Source organism: Niastella caeni (assembly GCF_004834005.1).
GTDB lineage: Bacteria > Bacteroidota > Bacteroidia > Chitinophagales > Chitinophagaceae > Niastella > Niastella caeni.
In genome coordinates, this window is record NZ_STFF01000001.1 from 156,689 (window position 1) to 173,919 (window position 17,231).

At 44.5% G+C, this 17,231-nt stretch carries 14 protein-coding genes; 9 read left to right on the forward strand and 5 right to left on the reverse strand.

Going from position 1 to position 17,231, the window contains the following annotated elements; translation table 11 throughout:
• Nucleotides 1-99: 99 nt before the first annotated feature.
• Complete coding sequence (locus FAM09_RS00645; protein ID WP_136575148.1) at nt 100-3,438, forward strand: TonB-dependent receptor; 3,339 nt, start codon at nt 100-102, stop codon at nt 3,436-3,438.
• Between the two features lie 526 nt (nt 3,439-3,964).
• Here FAM09_RS00645 and FAM09_RS00650 read toward each other — a convergent pair.
• Nucleotides 3,965-4,792 (reverse strand): alpha/beta hydrolase, encoded by an 828-nt coding sequence (locus FAM09_RS00650; RefSeq protein ID WP_136575149.1) that lies wholly within the window; start codon nt 4,790-4,792, stop codon nt 3,965-3,967.
• Nucleotides 4,793-4,931: 139 nt separating this feature from the next.
• Between FAM09_RS00650 and FAM09_RS00655 the strand changes: the two genes are divergently transcribed.
• The 4 genes from FAM09_RS00655 (at nt 4,932) to FAM09_RS00670 (ending at nt 8,455) form a co-directional block, all read left to right on the forward strand.
• On the forward strand, nt 4,932-5,930 hold the full coding sequence (locus tag FAM09_RS00655) for an ATP-grasp domain-containing protein (protein ID WP_136575150.1): 999 nt from the start codon (nt 4,932-4,934) through the stop codon (nt 5,928-5,930).
• A gap of 116 nt (nt 5,931-6,046) precedes the next feature.
• A complete protein-coding gene (locus FAM09_RS00660) occupies nt 6,047-7,159 on the forward strand; it encodes a carboxylate-amine ligase (RefSeq protein WP_136575151.1) in 1,113 nt (370 codons plus the stop codon).
• Between the two features lie 299 nt (nt 7,160-7,458).
• Nucleotides 7,459-7,998 carry a hypothetical protein gene (locus FAM09_RS00665; RefSeq protein WP_136575152.1) on the forward strand — a complete coding sequence of 180 codons (540 nt, stop codon included), beginning with the start codon at nt 7,459-7,461 and terminating at the stop codon, nt 7,996-7,998.
• A gap of 43 nt (nt 7,999-8,041) precedes the next feature.
• Nucleotides 8,042-8,455 carry a DUF5004 domain-containing protein gene (locus tag FAM09_RS00670; RefSeq protein WP_136575153.1) on the forward strand — a complete coding sequence of 138 codons (414 nt, stop codon included), beginning with the start codon at nt 8,042-8,044 and terminating at the stop codon, nt 8,453-8,455.
• A gap of 133 nt (nt 8,456-8,588) precedes the next feature.
• Here the strand turns inward: FAM09_RS00670 and eutC are convergent, their stop codons facing one another.
• The 3 genes from eutC to eat all read right to left on the reverse strand — a co-directional run bounded on the left by eutC (nt 8,589) and on the right by eat (nt 12,356).
• Nucleotides 8,589-9,359: an ethanolamine ammonia-lyase subunit EutC gene (eutC, locus tag FAM09_RS00675; RefSeq protein ID WP_136575154.1), complete on the reverse strand. Its 771-nt coding sequence runs from the start codon at nt 9,357-9,359 to the stop codon at nt 8,589-8,591.
• Nucleotides 9,360-9,549: 190 nt separating this feature from the next.
• Nucleotides 9,550-10,926, reverse strand: coding sequence for an ethanolamine ammonia-lyase subunit EutB (locus FAM09_RS00680; protein WP_136575155.1), 1,377 nt, complete (start codon nt 10,924-10,926; stop codon nt 9,550-9,552).
• A 131-nt stretch (nt 10,927-11,057) separates the two neighbouring features.
• Nucleotides 11,058-12,356: an ethanolamine permease gene (gene eat, locus FAM09_RS00685; RefSeq protein ID WP_136575156.1), complete on the reverse strand. Its 1,299-nt coding sequence runs from the start codon at nt 12,354-12,356 to the stop codon at nt 11,058-11,060.
• 292 nt (nt 12,357-12,648) lie between these two features.
• On the opposite strand from eat, the gene FAM09_RS00690 reads away from it, so the two are divergent.
• The 4 genes from FAM09_RS00690 (at nt 12,649) to FAM09_RS00705 (ending at nt 15,974) form a co-directional block, all read left to right on the forward strand.
• Complete coding sequence (locus FAM09_RS00690) at nt 12,649-13,314, forward strand: SGNH/GDSL hydrolase family protein (protein WP_136575157.1); 666 nt, start codon at nt 12,649-12,651, stop codon at nt 13,312-13,314.
• A gap of 105 nt (nt 13,315-13,419) precedes the next feature.
• Nucleotides 13,420-14,268, forward strand: a complete 849-nt coding sequence (locus tag FAM09_RS00695) for a type 1 glutamine amidotransferase (protein ID WP_136575158.1) — start codon at nt 13,420-13,422, stop codon at nt 14,266-14,268.
• A gap of 171 nt (nt 14,269-14,439) precedes the next feature.
• A complete protein-coding gene (locus tag FAM09_RS00700; RefSeq protein ID WP_136575159.1) occupies nt 14,440-15,633 on the forward strand; it encodes a circularly permuted type 2 ATP-grasp protein in 1,194 nt (397 codons plus the stop codon).
• A gap of 23 nt (nt 15,634-15,656) precedes the next feature.
• Nucleotides 15,657-15,974 (forward strand): cupin domain-containing protein, encoded by a 318-nt coding sequence (locus FAM09_RS00705; protein WP_136575160.1) that lies wholly within the window; start codon nt 15,657-15,659, stop codon nt 15,972-15,974.
• Between the two features lie 113 nt (nt 15,975-16,087).
• Here FAM09_RS00705 and FAM09_RS00710 read toward each other — a convergent pair whose 3' ends face one another.
• On the reverse strand, nt 16,088-17,224 hold the full coding sequence (locus tag FAM09_RS00710; RefSeq protein ID WP_136575161.1) for an efflux RND transporter periplasmic adaptor subunit: 1,137 nt from the start codon (nt 17,222-17,224) through the stop codon (nt 16,088-16,090).
• Nucleotides 17,225-17,231: the final 7 nt, after the last annotated feature.

A 17,231-nucleotide genomic window follows, 5' to 3' on the forward strand; every position in this document is an offset into this window, starting at 1 on the left:
GCTACAAATGAGATTTAATCATTTGGTAATAATGTATTTGTAATATACGTAATAACAGCCCTGTTTCTTTGCACCCGAATTAAAACCAAACAAGTCAATATGAGAAGATGCACTCTTTTGTTACTGGTAGCAGTACTATGCCTTGGAGTTGGGGTTTATGCCCAGGAAACAACTTCAGAGATCCATGGTACAGTAACAGACAATAACGGATCACCCCTGTCTGGTGCTACTATAATTGCCCTTCACACCCCATCTGGTACAAAGTATGCTACCACCACCCGTAAAGACGGTCGTTTTAACTTACCCAACCTGCGCGTTGGCGGTCCTTATACAGTTTCGGTTACCTATGTGGGTTTTAAAAAAATGGAACAGGATAATATCAACCTGTTACTGGGTCAGGAATTTAAAGCAGATTTCTCCCTCACGGGCGATGGAAAAGAACTGAAAGAAATAGTGGTGGCTGCTTCCAAACAAAACAAAGTATTCAGCACCAGCCATATTGGTAGCCAGGAGATAATCAATCGCACTCAGATTGAAAGATTACCTACCATCAACCGGTCGTTACAGGACTTTACCAAACTGGAACCTACCTCCAATGGTTTAAACATTGGCGGCCGCAGCAACCAGTACAACAACATGACCGTTGACGGCGCCAACTTCAACAACTCATTTGGTCTTTCTTCTGTATTGGGCGGACAAACCAACTCACAGCCCATCAGCATTGACGCCATTGAGCAGATCCAGGTGAACGTTTCTCCCTATGATGTAACACAAGGCGGTTTTGCAGGAACCGGTATCAACTCCGTAACCCGTAGCGGTACCAACCAGTTTAAAGGTTCTGTATACACTTATTTAAAAGGAAAAGGAACCCAGGGTTACAACGTTGCCAATACCAAAGTTGCCAAAACGCCTCTTACCTATAACTTACGTGGCTTTTCAGTTGGTGGCCCCATCATAGAAAACAAGGTATTCTTCTTTATAAGCGGCGAACAGGTTCGCCAGGAAGTACCCGCCACCAGCTTCACCGCATCTGATGCCAGCAAACCACCCGTATCTGGTAGTGTTTCAAGAGCGAACAAGGATTCGTTGGAAGCATTGATAAGCTTGTTGAAAAATTCACCTAAACTGGGCGGATACGATCCCGGCGCTTATCAGGGTTATAATTTCCTGACCAAAAGTGATAAACTGACACTTAAAATTGACTGGAACATTAACCGTAACCACACCCTTACCGTTAAATACAATTACCTGAAGTCTTATGCCGACCAGTTTGCCAGTGGCAGCCGGCCTAACAATGGTACATCAATGGTTACCAGTGGCTCAGGTGCAGCTAATAACACGGCCATGCCATTCTGGGCTGCCGGTTATGGCATCAATAATAACTTCAACATTTTTATTGCCGAGTTGAATTCGCGCTTCGGGAACTCCATGTCTAACAAACTGCAAGTAGGTTATACGGCATTAAGAGATTTCCGTTCACAGCACTCGCCTTCCGATACCATGCCTTTTGTTGACATCCTGGATGGCACCGGTAACATTTTTACTTCCTTCGGTTATGAAATGTTTACTTACAACAACAGGCTGAACACCGATGTATTCCAACTGTCAGATATCTTTAAGATGTATGCAGGAGCCCACGAATGGACCTTCGGTTTCCAGGCTTACCAGAGAAAATATGAAAATGCATTTGCACCCGGCTATCGCGGCGTATACCAGTTTAACAGCCTGAACGACTTCAGGAACAGTTTACTGAATGGAGCCGCCAATGCCAGAACTTTTTACTTACAATATTCTGCCTTACCTGGTGGGGCTTTCCCCTGGGCTGAAGCCGGTTCAACAGAAGCTGGTGTGTTTGTACAGGACAAATGGCGTTTGCACAAAAACCTGACCCTTACATTAGGTGTACGCGCAGATATGACCTTCTACAAACAATCATTCACCGATAACCCATACTTTAACGCCTTAAAGTTCAAAGACGGCAAATCGTATAACATTGGAAAAGCGCCTGGCAATGCACTGATCATCTCTCCAAGACTCGGATTTAACTGGGATGTATTGGGCAATAAAACATTACAGCTGCGTGGTGGCGCCGGTGTATTCTCTGGTCCCCCACCCTTTGTTTGGGTAAGCAACCAGGCAAGCAATAATGGTATACAGTTCGGCGCATTGCAAACCAGCAATGTACCCTTCGGTTATAAACCAGCAACGGGCGCCTCTAATACCAGTTACAGCGTAGCCCTGGTAGATGATAATTTCAAATATCCTACCGTATTGAAATCTAACCTGGCTATTGATAAAAAATTCGCCAACGACTGGACGATCACAGTGGAAGGGTCTTATTTCAAAGACCTTAATGCAGTATACTATTCTAACCTGAACCTGAACCAAGGCAACGCCTTTGAATTAAGCGGTTGGGATACCAGACCCCGTTATATTCAGGCAACAGGAAGCTCTTATGATATTTACAGAAGTAATAAATACTATTACAACAAGCCAAGCGCCAGCAACTTTACCGGCAATACCCTGGCCGATCCTTCCATAGGAACCGCCATCTTAATGAAGAACTCTAAAAAGGGATATGGCTATACGTTAACAGCCAGAATTGAAAAGAGCTTCAAAAACCTGTTTACCAGCGTAGCCTACACTTATAGCGCATCCAAGAACGTTGCCGAAGGCGGTAGCACCGCTTCTTCTTTGTGGAGCGCAAGAGCAGTTGGTAATATGGACCCCAATAGCGATAACCTCGCCTATTCTTCCTTCTATCAACCGCACCGTATTATCGCCTTTGCAAGCTACCGGTTTGAATATGCAAAATACTTTGCCACTTCATTCGGTGCCGTATTTGAGGCAGCACCTTCAGGCGCCAGCTCTTATATTTACAATGGCGACGTTAATGGCGACGGAAACACCAATGACCTGATCTACATTCCACGCGATGCTACTGAAATTACCCTGGTTCCTGTAAGCGGTACTGCCGATGTAAGAACTGCTTCACAGATCTGGGCGCAGTTAGACAACTACATTAAACAGGATAATTACCTCAGCAAACATCGTGGCGAGTATGCGCAGGCAAATGCCTGGACCTGGGCGTTCTACAAAAAGTTAGACCTGAATATCACCCAGGATATTTACTTCTATTCAAAAGGCAAAAAAGACATCAATAAACACACATTGCGTCTGACGCTTGATTTGATCAATGCAGGTAACTTCCTGAACAAATATTGGGGTTTGGTAAAAACACCTAACTTATTGAGCAACTCTTCAGGCTATCAATTACTGCGCTATGAAGGCCTTTCTGCCGATAACAAAACACCACGATATTCATTCCCTTACCAGGATGCTACCAACCAGGTTCCTTTTGCCAACAGCTATACCAACAATACCGGTATAACATCACGCTGGCAAATGCAATTTGGTATCCGCTACCTGTTTAACTAAGACAATAATTCGTGTTCTGAATAAGCCGTTCCGATCTTCGGGGCGGCTTTTTTGTTGTTTGGAGCTTTGCGGATTTTTGACAGACCGTTCGACCTTGATGCTACCTCAATGATACCTCATTGTGGCCTCTTTGGGTCCTCTTTGCTTCCTCGGATTCCGAGGAGCCAAAGAGGTGGAACAGAGGAGGAGCCGAGGAGGCAAAGAGGAGGCTGTGTTTTTCATCCCCCGTTTTCGACAGTTCGTCACACCATTTATCGAACAGCGTCCCAAAAAAAAGACGTTTTCGAGAAGAAAATGCTATTCATCACACCATTTCCCGAAGCCCGTCACATCAATAACAAAACACCATCACATTTTGGGAAAAAAGGTGGAGAAGCTGGTATACATTTGTAACATGCGTACGTGAAGATCTTTGAAAAGACGAACTTGAAGATTGTTTATTGCAGATTGTTTATTGTAAATTGGTTCTTTACTTTCAGCATTCGGCCTTAGGCCTTGTAGCGTATTTTGCTTACAGCTTGTGGCTTTAAGCTGTATTCCGCTTCCTCCATCCCCACTTCAAAAACACGGGCAGCGCTTTGGCCCAGGAACGGATATCATGTTTGCCATCGGGCAATTGCAGGTAATGCATGTTCTTTCCCTCAACCCAGCCTTTGGCCAGCAGTTCCCGCATCACGTCGATGGTATCGTCGATAGAATCGATCACGCCATTGTTATTGCGATCTTCGGTTTCATCGAGCTCGCCGCATTGAAAGAAGAATTTCAAACCAGGTTGATATTTCCCCTGCCTTATCTGCCGGTGCATCAGCCGGTCAGTGGCTTCGTTAAAATCTTTATCTTTTCTGTCTTTCGACCGCCACCACAAGGCCCCGGAAAATACCCCCACTTTAGAAAATAGATCCGGATGGTTCCACACCAGGTCAAGCGCACTTAAGCCACCCAATGAAAAACCGGCAAAGGCCATTTCATTAAACACCAGGTGACTATAACGCTCATGAATATATGGTAAAAGCTCTTCCAGGATAAACTGTCGGTACAAACCTGCTTTGGCGCCACGGCCTTTAAAATCGGGCCCACTGGTCATGCCATATTCCTGCAATCTATCTTCACCACTATGAATTCCAACACACAGCAAAGGCGTAATGGTTTCGGTTTGATGCAGGTATGCGATCATTTTATCAAAGCCCATGGCTTCAATATCCTGACCATCATTGAACAATAATAAACCGACTGGACTATTATCTCCGAGGTTACTGGCGGGACCGTAGAAATTTATCGTTATGGTACGTTGGAGCGCTTCAGATGGCAATTCTACCGTTTCTACCATTATTCCGGTACTAACTTCTGTTTGCATACCTGTCAAAATTAGTAATTCTGCTCAAGCAGTAACGTTAAAAGTACGGGAATTGTCCGATTTGTTTATTCACCAACCTTCCGATAAATTTGGTAAGAAAGTTTGTGAGAAAAGATTTGAATCACCCAAATGCGCTTGTATGAAAAAAATTGGCATTCTTTTCGGCCGCGAAAGATCATTCCCCATGGCTTTTATTGAGCGCGTCAACAGCAGGAATACACCCGGGATTACCGCAGAACCTGTTCATATAGACAAAGTAATACAAGGCGCCGCAGTTGAATATGATGTGATCATCGACCGCATTTCACAGGATGTTCCTTTTTACCGTTCCTTTCTTAAAAATGCAGCCATCTGCGGTACAGCCGTCATCAACAATCCCTTTTGGTGGAGTGCCGATGAAAAGTTCTTCAACAACTGCCTCGCCACAAAGATCGGCGTGCCGGTGCCTAAAACAGTGATCCTTCCTTCGTACGACCTGCCGGCTGATACCAGCAATGAATCATATGCCAACCTGGCCTATCCATTAGATTGGGAAAAGATCTTTGGGTACGTAGGCTTTCCGGCTTATATGAAACCCTTTGCCGGGGGCGGTTGGAAAAATGTATACAAACTTCATGATAAAGAAGAATTCTTTCATATTCATAAAGAAACCGGTCAACTGGTGATGTTGCTGCAGGAAGAAATTGTTTTTGAACAATATTACCGGTGTTATTGTATTGGCGGAAAATATGTGCACATAATGCCATACGAACCGCGTAATCCGCATCACCTGCGTTATAAATGTGATTTTACGCCCTCACCCGATCTCTTTCACCAGATGGAAGAAATTGTCATACGCATCAATCAATTCCTGGGGTACGATTTTAATACGGTTGAACTCGCCATTCGCGATGGCGTTCCTTATGCTATTGATTTCTGTAACCCGGCTCCTGATGCAGACCGCCCCAGTGTAGGCGATGATAATTTTGAATGGGTGGTTGAAACAGCAGCAACTTACGCTATTGAAAGAGCGCTTACCCATCAACCCGGGCACGATAATCTTACCTGGGGAGAATTTACCAAACGAAGCGTGAATCGTGTACCATTAGGGGAAATGAAGAATGAGAAATTAGAAACAGATACTTTTGTGGAAAGTTAACAGAGCTTGCCCCGACATGTGGGGGTTCATGAGTTAACAAGTTGACAGGCGAACATAAGAACAAACGAACTAAAACATTAGAACTCAAAACAAAGAACTCAGAACTAAGAACTCAGATGGCAAATATAAATTTAACGCATTTTACGCTTGGCATTGAAGAAGAATACATGGTGATTGACCCGGTTAGCCGTGAATTGAAAAGCCACCAGCAGCGGATTGTAACCGAAGGACAAAAAGTAATTAAAGATAAAGTGAAAGCCGAAATGCACCAGGCTGTGGTGGAAGTAGGTACTGATGTTTGCCGCAATGTTGATGAAGCCTATAAAGACGTAAGCAACCTGCGACGCACCATTTCACATATTGCCGGTGACCTTGGTTTCTGGGTAGGCGCGGCAGGTACGCATCCGTTCAGCCACTGGGAAAGCCAGTTAATTACCGACCATGTGCGGTATAAAGAGATCCTTGATGTACTGCAGGATGCTGCCCGTAGTAACCTTATTTTCGGTTTACATGTGCATGTGGGCATGGAAAGCAGGGAAATGGCCAATCACATTGCCAATTCAACAAGATATTTTTTACCGCATATTTATGCGCTCAGTACCAACTCTCCTTTTTGGGAAGGAAGGAATACCGGTTATAAATCATATCGCACGAAAGTGTTCGACAAGTTCCCCCGTACCGGTATACCCGAAACATTTGACACCATAGAAGACTATGACAATTTTATAAAGCTGCTGGTTAAGACCAACTGCATCGACAACGCCAAAAAAATATGGTGGGACCTTCGCGTGCATCCGTTTTACAACACAGTAGAATTCAGGATCTGCGATGTTCCGTTAACCGTACAGGAAACTGTTGCCATAGCGGCTTTATTCCAGGGTGTTTGCGCTAAAATATATAAGCTGCGCTTACAAAACCTCAACTTCATTCAATACTCACGGGCCCTCATCAACGAAAACAAGTGGCGGGCCAGCCGTTACGGTATCGATGGGTTACTGATTGATTTTGGAAAGGAAGAAGAGATCAACACCCGCGTACTGATCTACGAACTCCTCGATTTTGTAGATGATGTAGTAGACGAACTGGGTAGCCGCCATGCTGTTAATTTTATTACAAAACTGCTTGAAGAAGGCACCGGGGCCGATCGCCAGTTAAAGGTGTTTCAACAAACGAACAGCCTGGTGCCGGTGGTTGATTACATCCATAGCCAGTTCCTGGCGGGGGTATAGGCGTATTTGGTTTGTGGTTTATGGTTTGTGGTTGTTTTATTCGTGACGGCCGCTTTTCTTTATGACTCTTTACCTTGTTGCCTTTTCTTGCTTGCAGCTTGCAGCTTGAAGCTTGCAGCCTGTATTCTGATATATAAATATTTTCCATAACATATCCAAAGGATCAATTGTCGCTTATTGCACTTATTGTCATTATACGACAATATTTACCCACATTTGTCCGTTTATACGTCCAATCCCGTCCCTTCGCTCGCCGTAAATTCCCGAAATAAAATATCTTTGGTTAAATCTGTTCCGGTATGAAAAAAGTCCTGGTTAATGGCTGGCCTGCCTTGCTATTGCTGTTTTTAGTAGCGTCCTGTGGTAAAGAAATAAGTTCAGAAGAAGATCTGGGACAATACTATCTCAAATGCAAAATAGGCAACGTAGATAAAACATTTAATTTTTTTGCTTCAGCCGATAAAGAAGACCTGGGTGGCGGCGCTTCCAGCTATGCCATCATTGGAAAAGCGGTAGCTGATGCATCCAATTTCGAAAGCCTGGCCTTCTCCATTCAACTTTCCATTCCTTTTACGCCTGGTACATACACCGTAGCAGATCCCACCACCGATTACTTAATGATTGGTCTTTATAATCCCAACACAACCGATTCTGAAAAAATATTTGTCAGCCAGGAAAATGAATCGGATCCATTCCAGGTCACTTTTACAGAGATCACCAGCACTACTATAAGCGGTACTTTTAAAGGGAAACTGTTTCTCAATAATTCCGCCGATCCTAATGCAACTGCTGATTCTGTTGTTATTTCCAATGGGCAGTTTAAGTTGAAGGTTCAGTAAACACAAATACGCCCCTACTAATCTCCCTAATCTCAAACCGATTATGATGAAACTAATGAAGCTTTGGCTTTTAATAGTATGTAGTTTTATTTCCTTAACCGCATTGTCGCAAAAAAAAGAGGATATTACCGGCAATTGGAAAGTTATACGAGTGTTACTACCGGCAGAGCTTAAAGGTGACAAACAGGGAATCCAAAAGATGGAAAAAATAATGCTGCAAACCAGCTTTCATTTCAACAGCGATGGAAGTTGTACAGTAAACTCACCGGAAAAAGAAATGCAATTTAAAAAATGCAAGTGGACCTTTAATAATAAAGAAAAATCAATCAGTATCAATGGGGAAGTTAATGGTGAAAAAGGATTGCTGATGATAATTATTGTAAGCCTCAAAAACAACAAATGGTACTTTGAATTGGTTGAAACAACGGTAACACTTGAAGTTCAAAGAACTGGCTAGTAACCTGCCGGCAGGCAGGTAGCTAGTAGGGGTTCATTCCTTACTCCCCACTTCTGGCCATCCTCGCATATTTTCTTTCTTTTTCCCACTCGCTCCCGATAGCTATCAGGACTACTCACTACTCGCTGACCCATTAGCACATTAGCGTATTAGCATTCCCATTATCCTTCAACCCCACACCAGAAAGCTGCAATCGCAGCGATTCACTGATAAGAAAAAACAGCTTTTCCGCAGCAGCCTGATAGTTCAATCCTTCGGGTCGTATATTGGAGATACAGTTGCGCGACTCATCGGTTAAACCAGGCGTTGGATGAAATGTAAGATAAACCCCTAAGCTATCCGGCGAGCTTAGTCCTGGCCGCTCCCCGATCAGTACCGCTACCAGCTTTGAGCGCAACAAGTGGCCACATTCATCACCAATGGCAACCCGTCCTTCCTGTACTACACATACAGGAGCAACAGAGAGCCCTGCCTTCTCAAACAACGGCAATAATAATTTCAATACTGGTATAGTATGATTGTTCATCGCAGTGGCAGATAATCCATCGGCCAGCACAAGGCATATATCATATCCTGTACTGTTGAACGCCTTCAACCGCGCAATCGCTTTTTCATTCAGCCGTCTGCCGCGATCGGGGTATTGCAGGTATTCACTGCGGTTGGCAGCCTGGGTATGTAAAACAAAGGCAGCCTGCCGCAATGATCGTAGTTCATTTAACAGTAACTGCTGATCCAGTACAGCATACACCGCATCCCGGGCTTCTGCATGCGCCAGCCTGAATTTCAGTAGCGCATCTAATGGTTCGGCCGTGCCGGTCCTTCCCAAAGCAATACGGGCAGCAGTGTAAGTTTTTAACTCTGCCCAGGGATCGGGTTGTACTATCGTTTTTTGTATATCCTTCACGAGTTATTCAGTTATTCAGTTATTCAGTTATTCAGTTATTCAGTTATTCAGTTATTCAGTTATTCAGTTATTCAGTTATTCAGTTATTCAGTTATTCAGTTATTCAGTTATTCAGTTATTCAGTTATTCAGTTAAGCTCACGACTATTTATGAACTTAATAACTTACGAACTAAATAACTTATAAACTTACTAGTTGATCAATTGCAATAACCGATGTCTGTCTTCAACAGGAACCACTGCCCCCTCTTCATTCATGATCCCCTGTTTTATCAGCCATTGCTCAAACTCCGGCGCAGGCCGTAAGCCTAATACTTTACGCACATACAAAGCATCGTGAAAAGAAGTTGACTGATAATTCAACATAATATCATCAGCACCAGGTATACCCATAATGTAATTACAACCGGCCACACCTAACAAGGTAAGCAGGTTGTCCATATCGTCCTGGTCGGCTTCGGCATGATTGGTATAACAAACATCTACGCCCATGGGCAGCCCGAGTAGCTTGCCACAAAAATGATCTTCCAATGCCGCACGAATGATCTGTTTGCCATCGAATAAATACTCGGGACCAATAAATCCCACCACCGTATTCACCAGTAAAGGAGAAAATTTTCTGGCTACGGCATATGCCCTTGCTTCGCAGGTTTGCTGATCAACCCCTTCGTGCGCGTTAGCCGATAATGAGCTTCCCTGCCCGGTTTCAAAATACATCACATTCGAACCCAACGTGCCGCGTTGTAATGTCAACGCTGCGTCGTATGCTTCCTGCAACAGCGCCAGGTTTATGCCAAAACTTTTATTGGTCTTCTCAGTGCCGCCGATGGATTGAAACACGAGGTCGAGCGGCGCCTTTTGTTGAATCAGTTGTAATGAAGTGGTAACATGGCACAATACACAACTTTGTGTAGGTATGTTGAATCGCTGAATGATGGCATCGAGCATCTGCAGCAGCGTTGCTACATGATCGGGAGAATCCGTAGCCGGGTTAATGCCGATCACCGCATCACCGCTGCCATATAATAATCCGTCTACGATACTGGCGGCAATCCCCTTGGGATCGTCTGTCGGGTGATTAGGTTGCAGTCGAACCGATAACCGTCCCTTTAACCCAAGCGTATTGCGAAAGGTGGTGATCACTTCACATTTTCTGGCCACGCAGATCAGGTCCTGGTTGCGCATCAGTTTTGAAACAGCCGCAACCATTTCAGGTGTTAAACCCGGCGCTAATTTTTTCAACGTTACCGGGTCGGCTTCATCACTCAACAACCAGTCGCGAAACTGGCCGGTGGTAAAATGGGCAACCGGCGCAAATGCCTGTTCATTATGTGAATCAATGATCAGCCGGGTAACTTCATCCTGTTCATAAGGAATAACAGCTTCCTCCAGGAAATTTTTAAGTGGCACATCTGCCAGCGCCAGTTGCGCCGCCACCCGTTCTTTATAATCCGCAGCAGCTACGCCAGCCAGCGCATCGCCCGAACGAAACGGACTTGCCTTCGCCAGCAGGGTGGTTAATGTATCAAAATTATAAGTATGTTGTTGTATGGTATGGCGGTAAGGCATAAAATTCAAATAACAAGAACCAAATGACAAATTCCAAAAGACGAAAAAAGCTGTAAGCCATAAGTAGAAAGCCGAGAGCCAAAGGCCGTCGCGGCTTTAATATCTTCGAACTATGAACTAAGAACTAAAAATTAGGAACTATGAACTGGTTTCCGAAAGGCCATAAACAATATCACCAACAATCCTCCCAGCCCAAAGAAAATCGTACTCAACCAGGGATTATACCAGATAATAGCAATCAAACAAACTACTGCCAGTATCAGGGCCGTTAAGGGAAACCATGGATACAAAGGTACTTTGAAAGGGCGTTCCATGTTGGGTTGTTTACGCCGCAACACCAGTAAACTCATCATACTGATGATATACATAACCACAGCACCCAGGGCGCTTAAAGTAATTACCTCGCCGGTATTGCCGATGCATAAAGCAACGATGCCAATACCACCGCCGGCAATCAACGCAATATGAGGGGTCTGAAACCGGGTATTTACCCTGGCCAGCACTTCGGGCAAATAACCGCTTCTGGCCATGGCATATAACTGCCTGGAGTAACTGATAATGATGCCATGGAACGAAGCAACCAGGCCAAACAAACCAATTCCGGCGAAGATCTTTGTCCAGCTATTTTGTTTTCCCAATACAATGCTGATGGCCTCCGGCAACGGATAATCAATGCGGGCCAGGTTATGCCAGTTGGTAACACCACCCGTAAAGAACATTACACCCAGTGCCAGCAATACAAGGGTTACAATACCATAAATATAACCGCGGGGAATGGTGCGCTGGGGATCTTTCACTTCTTCGGCCACCATGGCCACGCCTTCTATCGCCAGGTAAAACCAGATGGCGAAAGGCAATGCGGCAAATACGCCGCTCCAGCCAAAAGGCATTGGGTCCTGTTTAAAATTTTCCCAGCGAAAGGCAGGCGCAACAATACCCATGAACAATAACAGTTCGGCAACGGCCAGCAACGTAACAATAAGGGAGAACATGGCCGATTCCCTGATGCCCAAAAAATTTATTAAAGTGAACACTACGTAACACCCAATGGCCACCGGCAACACCGGCAAGGCGGGGTGCAAAAAGTGCACATAACTACCAAGGGCAAAAGCAACGGCCGGCGGCGCCAGTAAAAATTCTACCAGGGTAGCATAACCGGCAATCAATCCTCCTAGCGGACCGAATGCTTTATATGCATAAGCAAAGGGCCCGCCGGCCTGCGGTATGGCGGCCGTTAACTCCGTAAAGCTGAAAATAAACGTAATGTAAAAGATGGTGACGAGCAGCGTTGCTATCAGAAAGCCGCCTGTTCCGGCTACGTCCCAGCCCAGGTTCCAGCCAAAATATTCTCCTGAGATCACCAATCCAACCGCCAGCGCCCACAGGTGCACGGGTTTTAATACTTTTTTTAAAGAAGGGTTGCTATGCATGCAATTTGTTTTTAATAATAGCTTTTGCTGATCGTTCAGGTCCTGTAAAGCAACCGTTGCATCTTGAATGAAACATAAATTAAGACAAACTAATTAAAAGTAAGCAAAGAGGTGAAAAAGAATTTATCATGAACGGGATCAGACAGTTATGTACTTGATCCACAAAGCCTGTACAGGCATTTAATGTGCAAAAAACGCCAACCAGACTCAATAGATATAAAAATTTGTGATTAGATTCGCTGCCGTTTACAGAGTCATATTTTGCACACTTTTACTTCTAAACTTATTACAAATGAGATTGCTTTTGTACATTTCCTTTATCGCCATTACATTAGTAAGCTTTACCGGTATGCAGCAAAAACAACGTATTGTTTTCTTTGGTGATTCCATTACACAAGCCGGCGTATCGCCTAACGGCTATATAACCGTGTTAGGCAACCTGGTAGAGCAAAAAGGATTAAAGGACCAATACGAATTAGTAGGCGCCGGTATCAGCGGCAATAAAGTGTATGATCTTTATTTAAGAATGGAAGATGATGTACTGGCAAAAAATCCCAATACCGTAGTGATCTGGGTTGGCGTAAATGACGTTTGGCATAAAAGAAATGGTACTGGTACCGATGCGCCCAAGTTTGAACAATTCTACAATGCCATTATCAAAAAACTACAGGCAAAAAATATTAAGGTTGTAATGTGCACACCTGCCGCCATTGGTGAAAAAACAGATTTCTCCAATGAACTGGATGGCGACCTGAATAAATATGCCAATATCATTCGCAGCATTGCAGTAAAAAACAATTGTCCGCTGGTTGACCTTCGCAAAGGTTTCCTGGCCTATAACCTGGCCAATAATGCAGAAAATAAAGACAGAGGGATCCTGACTTCAGACGGCGTTCACCTGAATGAGAAAGGCAACCTGTTTGTTGCCGAAGAAATGATGAAGGTGCTGGTGAAGTAATGAACGGTATGCCCTAACAATTTCCCTGTTTATTTGTTATTTATTGATAAGGCTGCAGACAATGACATCGTATAAAATGCGTTATGTTTGCAGCTTTACTTTACTATGACTAAACCAACTACCATACGGGTAGCCCTTCTTGATCTGTATGAAGGGCAGGTAAATGAGGGAATGCGATGCATAAGGGACATTCTGCACCAATATAGTAAAGCCCATGGTTTAAACCTGGTATGCAAAGAATTTGACGTACGGCTTAAATGCCAGTTGCCTGATTTACATTACGATATATATATATCTTCCGGTGGGCCCGGCTCACCGGTCGTCAGTGGCCACGAATGGGAACGCCTGTATTTTGAGTGGATCTATGAACTGGAGCAATATAACAAAAGCGCCCACGGACCTAAAAAGCATGTGTATTTCATTTGTCATTCCTTTCAACTCGCTGTGCAATATTTCAGGGTGGCCAAAGTAACCAAACGTAAGTCCACCGCTTTTGGCGTTTTTCCCGTGCATATGTTGCCTGCCGGAAAAGAAGAACCGGTTTTTGCCGGATTGCAAGATCCCTTTTATGCAGTAGACAGCCGCAATTACCAGGTTATAGAACCCGATCACCAACAACTCAATCGCACAGGTGTTGCTATCCTGGCTATAGAAAAGGAACGGCCGCACGTGCCGCTTGAGCGGGCCATTATGGGTTTCCGGTTCAATGACTATATGGTGGGCACTCAGTTTCATCCCGAAGCTGATGCGCCCGGCATGAGCCGTTACCTGCAACGCGACGATAAAAAACAAATGGTCATCAAGAACCATGGGATTGAAAAATGGCAATCCATGATCGAACAACTCAATGACCCTGATAAAATTTTATATACGTACTCGCATATTCTGCCTAACTTCCTGAATATGGCGATTGAAGCGTCACGAAAAGTAACAAGCTTGTATCGTGAAACGTGAATGTCGCTGTTACCGGTTACCGGTTCCCAGTAACCGGGCAAAAAATTTGAGACCCCGACGATCTGCAGAGTGATCGGGATTCAAGTCCTGGTAACCGGAACCCGGTAACTGGTAACTGTTAACAGGCATCCTGAAACTTCTTTGTATCTTCAGTTTCAAAACAATAGTAGCATGGTTCCCGGTTTACGGAAAGCATTTAATGAATCTTTTACCGATCAACAATACGAAGCATTTTCAAAAGACCTTAACAATAAATATCCCGGCGCCATTGAATTCAGATTATCAGAAACACCGGTATTTGCCGATAAACAGTTTGCCCAACAAATGATAGATGCCTGCGAGCACATCATTGATGTGATCACCGATCCGGCATTTAAACAAATTACCGAGGCATCCATCCCAAAAAACGAACGCGTTCCCAATGAAAGCAACCGGTGTGAAATGATCGCTTTTGATTTTGGCGTTTGTCTCAATGAGCAGCAGGAGCCTGAACCGCGGTTAATTGAAATGCAGGGCTTCCCTTCCCTGTTTGGTTTCCAGGTATATTATCCCGATCTGTACAGAAAATATTTTTCCATCCCGGATAATTACAGCCAGTACCTGAACGGCCATACCCGTGATACGTACCTGCAGTTGTTAAAAGAAGTAATTATCGGAGATGAGCCGGTTGAGCATACCATTCTGCTGGAAATAAAACCACACGAGCAAAAAACGCGGATCGATTTTTATTGCACCCAGGAATACCTGGGCATTCAACCTGTTTGCATCACCGAACTGATACAGGAAGGAAAAGACCTGTACTATATGCGCGCCGGTAAAAAAACACCCGTAAAGCGCATTTACAACCGCGTTATATTCGATGAACTGCAGGCAAAGAAAGATACATTGGGAAAATATACTGATATTACGCAGGAGCTGAACGTGCAATGGGTGCCGCATCCCAATTGGTTTTACCGCATCAGCAAGTACACGTTGCCATTCCTGCATCACCCGTACGTGCCTGCTACTTATTTCCTGAACGAAATAAAACAATTACCGGCCAACCTGGAGAATTATGTATTAAAACCGCTGTTCTCATTTGCTGGCCAGGGCGTGCTGATTGATGTAACGCCGGAAGACATTGAAAAAATATCCGACCCGCACAACTGGATCTTACAACGGAAAGTGCAATATGCCAGTATCATTGAAACGCCCGACGAACCGGCCAAAGCAGAGATCCGGATTATGTATGTCTGGAAAAACGGCTGGGACCGCCCTCAACCGGTTATCAACCTGGCCCGGTTAAGCAAAGGCAAAATGATCGGGGTAAATTTTAATAAAAATAAACAATGGGTTGGCGGCAGCGTTTGTTTTATTGAACGATAATCATTCTATTTAAAAACATATTTATGCAACACCTCGATGACGTAAAAGGCAAAGAGATCGTACCTGGATTATACGGCCGGTTTGTACATGGCGAAAATATAACGCTGTCATTCGTAGATATTAAACCAGGATCACAATTGCCCGAGCACAGCCATCCGCATGAACAAATAACCTATATCCTCGAAGGAGAACTGGAAATGGTTATTGGGGGTGAAAAAATGTTGCTCATGCCCGGCATGGTGCATGTTATTCCGGGAAATGTACCGCACAGCGCCTACGCCCGTACAGCAGTGAAGGTTTTAGATGCCTTTTCACCGGTAAGAGAGGATTACAGAATTTAACGATCCTGAGCGTAGTCGAAGGATCTGTTTTAAGGCATCGAGCGTAGTCGAGCTGCAACACCTCGACTACGCTCAGTGTTGCAGCCCATGCCTTCGACTTCGCTCAGGCCCTGTTATTCTTCCTCTTCAGTATTCTTCATCTTACCCAGTACTGCATACGCATTTTTAGTCACCACCTGCATGCCTGATAACTCAGTGGAGGTTGAACTTACGGCCACCCGCCCATTTTCACGCAGGCCCGTCTCTACATTCACCAGTTGAAAATGGTTCTTACCTGTTACCTGCACAATATATTGCTGGTTGCTATAGCGCACTACGGCATCTTCCGGCACGGTAAGCGACGGTACATTTTCAATATGGATGGATGCATTCAAAAACATGCCGGGTAACAGGTTTTTGGGCCTCGTTTTAAAATGGCAATGAATGATGCCGCTACGGTTGGCATCTACGTTGCGGGTAACCAGTATCACTTCACAATCGTATTCTTTACCAGGCTCATCAACAAAAGATACTTTCACCAACTGGTCTACCTTTATTTTAGGCATGTCTTTTTCAAAAACGGTAAGCGCGGCATGAATGTCATCGGGATTAATGAGTTCAAACAATACATCGGTAGCGTTTACAAACTTGCCAATATTTACATTCACTTTCGATACAAAGCCATTAATGGGCGAATACATGGGCACACTGCGGGAGATGTTATTCTCCGTTAACGAACCCGGATTAATATTTATCAGCCGCAGTTTTTCCGCCAATCCTTTTACCTGCACTTTCTGTGCGGCAAAATCAGCCTGCACCTGTTGAAAGGTCTTGGCGGAGCTTACCTGCTGTTCGCTCAATTCCTTTTGCCGGTCATATTCCTGTTGCAAAAAATGTAAACGGGCCTGTGCCATCAGGTAATCCTGCTGCAGTTGAACCAGTCCCTGGTCTTCAATGAGGCCTATTACCTGTCCTTTGTTCACATGCATCCCAGGCAGCAGCGTCGTATTTTTAAGATAACCACCCAGGGGAAAGCTTACCGATACAATATTCTGCGGCGGCACATCCACTACCCCATTCACTTTTAATACATCGTTCAGGTTTTGCGATTGCACGTTTCCGGTTTCAATACCGGCATTTTTAACCTGTGCATCAGTTAAGGTCGCCGCATTCTCTTCGGCTGGCGTTTCCGCTTCAATCGCTTTTTCTGAAGGGGAAGAGCAGGATGCTGATAAAAACAGAACAGCTATATATATAAACAGTTTCTTCATTTCGTGA

Bases quoted from the DNA above. Each gene is read 5' to 3' on its own strand.
- FAM09_RS00680 (WP_136575155.1), bottom strand. From the start codon at position 10,926: ATGCCTTACCGCCATACCATACAACAACATACTTATAATTTTGATACA.
- FAM09_RS00710 (WP_136575161.1), bottom strand. From the start codon at position 17,224: ATGAAGAAACTGTTTATATATATAGCTGTTCTGTTTTTATCAGCATCC.
- FAM09_RS00700 (WP_136575159.1), top strand. From the start codon at position 14,440: ATGGTTCCCGGTTTACGGAAAGCATTTAATGAATCTTTTACCGATCAA.
- FAM09_RS00650 (WP_136575149.1), bottom strand. From the start codon at position 4,792: ATGCAAACAGAAGTTAGTACCGGAATAATGGTAGAAACGGTAGAATTG.
- FAM09_RS00690 (WP_136575157.1), top strand. From the start codon at position 12,649: ATGAGATTGCTTTTGTACATTTCCTTTATCGCCATTACATTAGTAAGC.
- FAM09_RS00655 (WP_136575150.1), top strand. From the start codon at position 4,932: ATGAAAAAAATTGGCATTCTTTTCGGCCGCGAAAGATCATTCCCCATG.
- FAM09_RS00705 (WP_136575160.1), top strand. From the start codon at position 15,657: ATGCAACACCTCGATGACGTAAAAGGCAAAGAGATCGTACCTGGATTA.
- FAM09_RS00660 (WP_136575151.1), top strand. From the start codon at position 6,047: ATGGCAAATATAAATTTAACGCATTTTACGCTTGGCATTGAAGAAGAA.
- FAM09_RS00670 (WP_136575153.1), top strand. From the start codon at position 8,042: ATGATGAAACTAATGAAGCTTTGGCTTTTAATAGTATGTAGTTTTATT.
- FAM09_RS00695 (WP_136575158.1), top strand. From the start codon at position 13,420: ATGACTAAACCAACTACCATACGGGTAGCCCTTCTTGATCTGTATGAA.
- eat (WP_136575156.1), bottom strand. From the start codon at position 12,356: ATGCATAGCAACCCTTCTTTAAAAAAAGTATTAAAACCCGTGCACCTG.
- FAM09_RS00665 (WP_136575152.1), top strand. From the start codon at position 7,459: ATGAAAAAAGTCCTGGTTAATGGCTGGCCTGCCTTGCTATTGCTGTTT.
- FAM09_RS00645 (WP_136575148.1), top strand. From the start codon at position 100: ATGAGAAGATGCACTCTTTTGTTACTGGTAGCAGTACTATGCCTTGGA.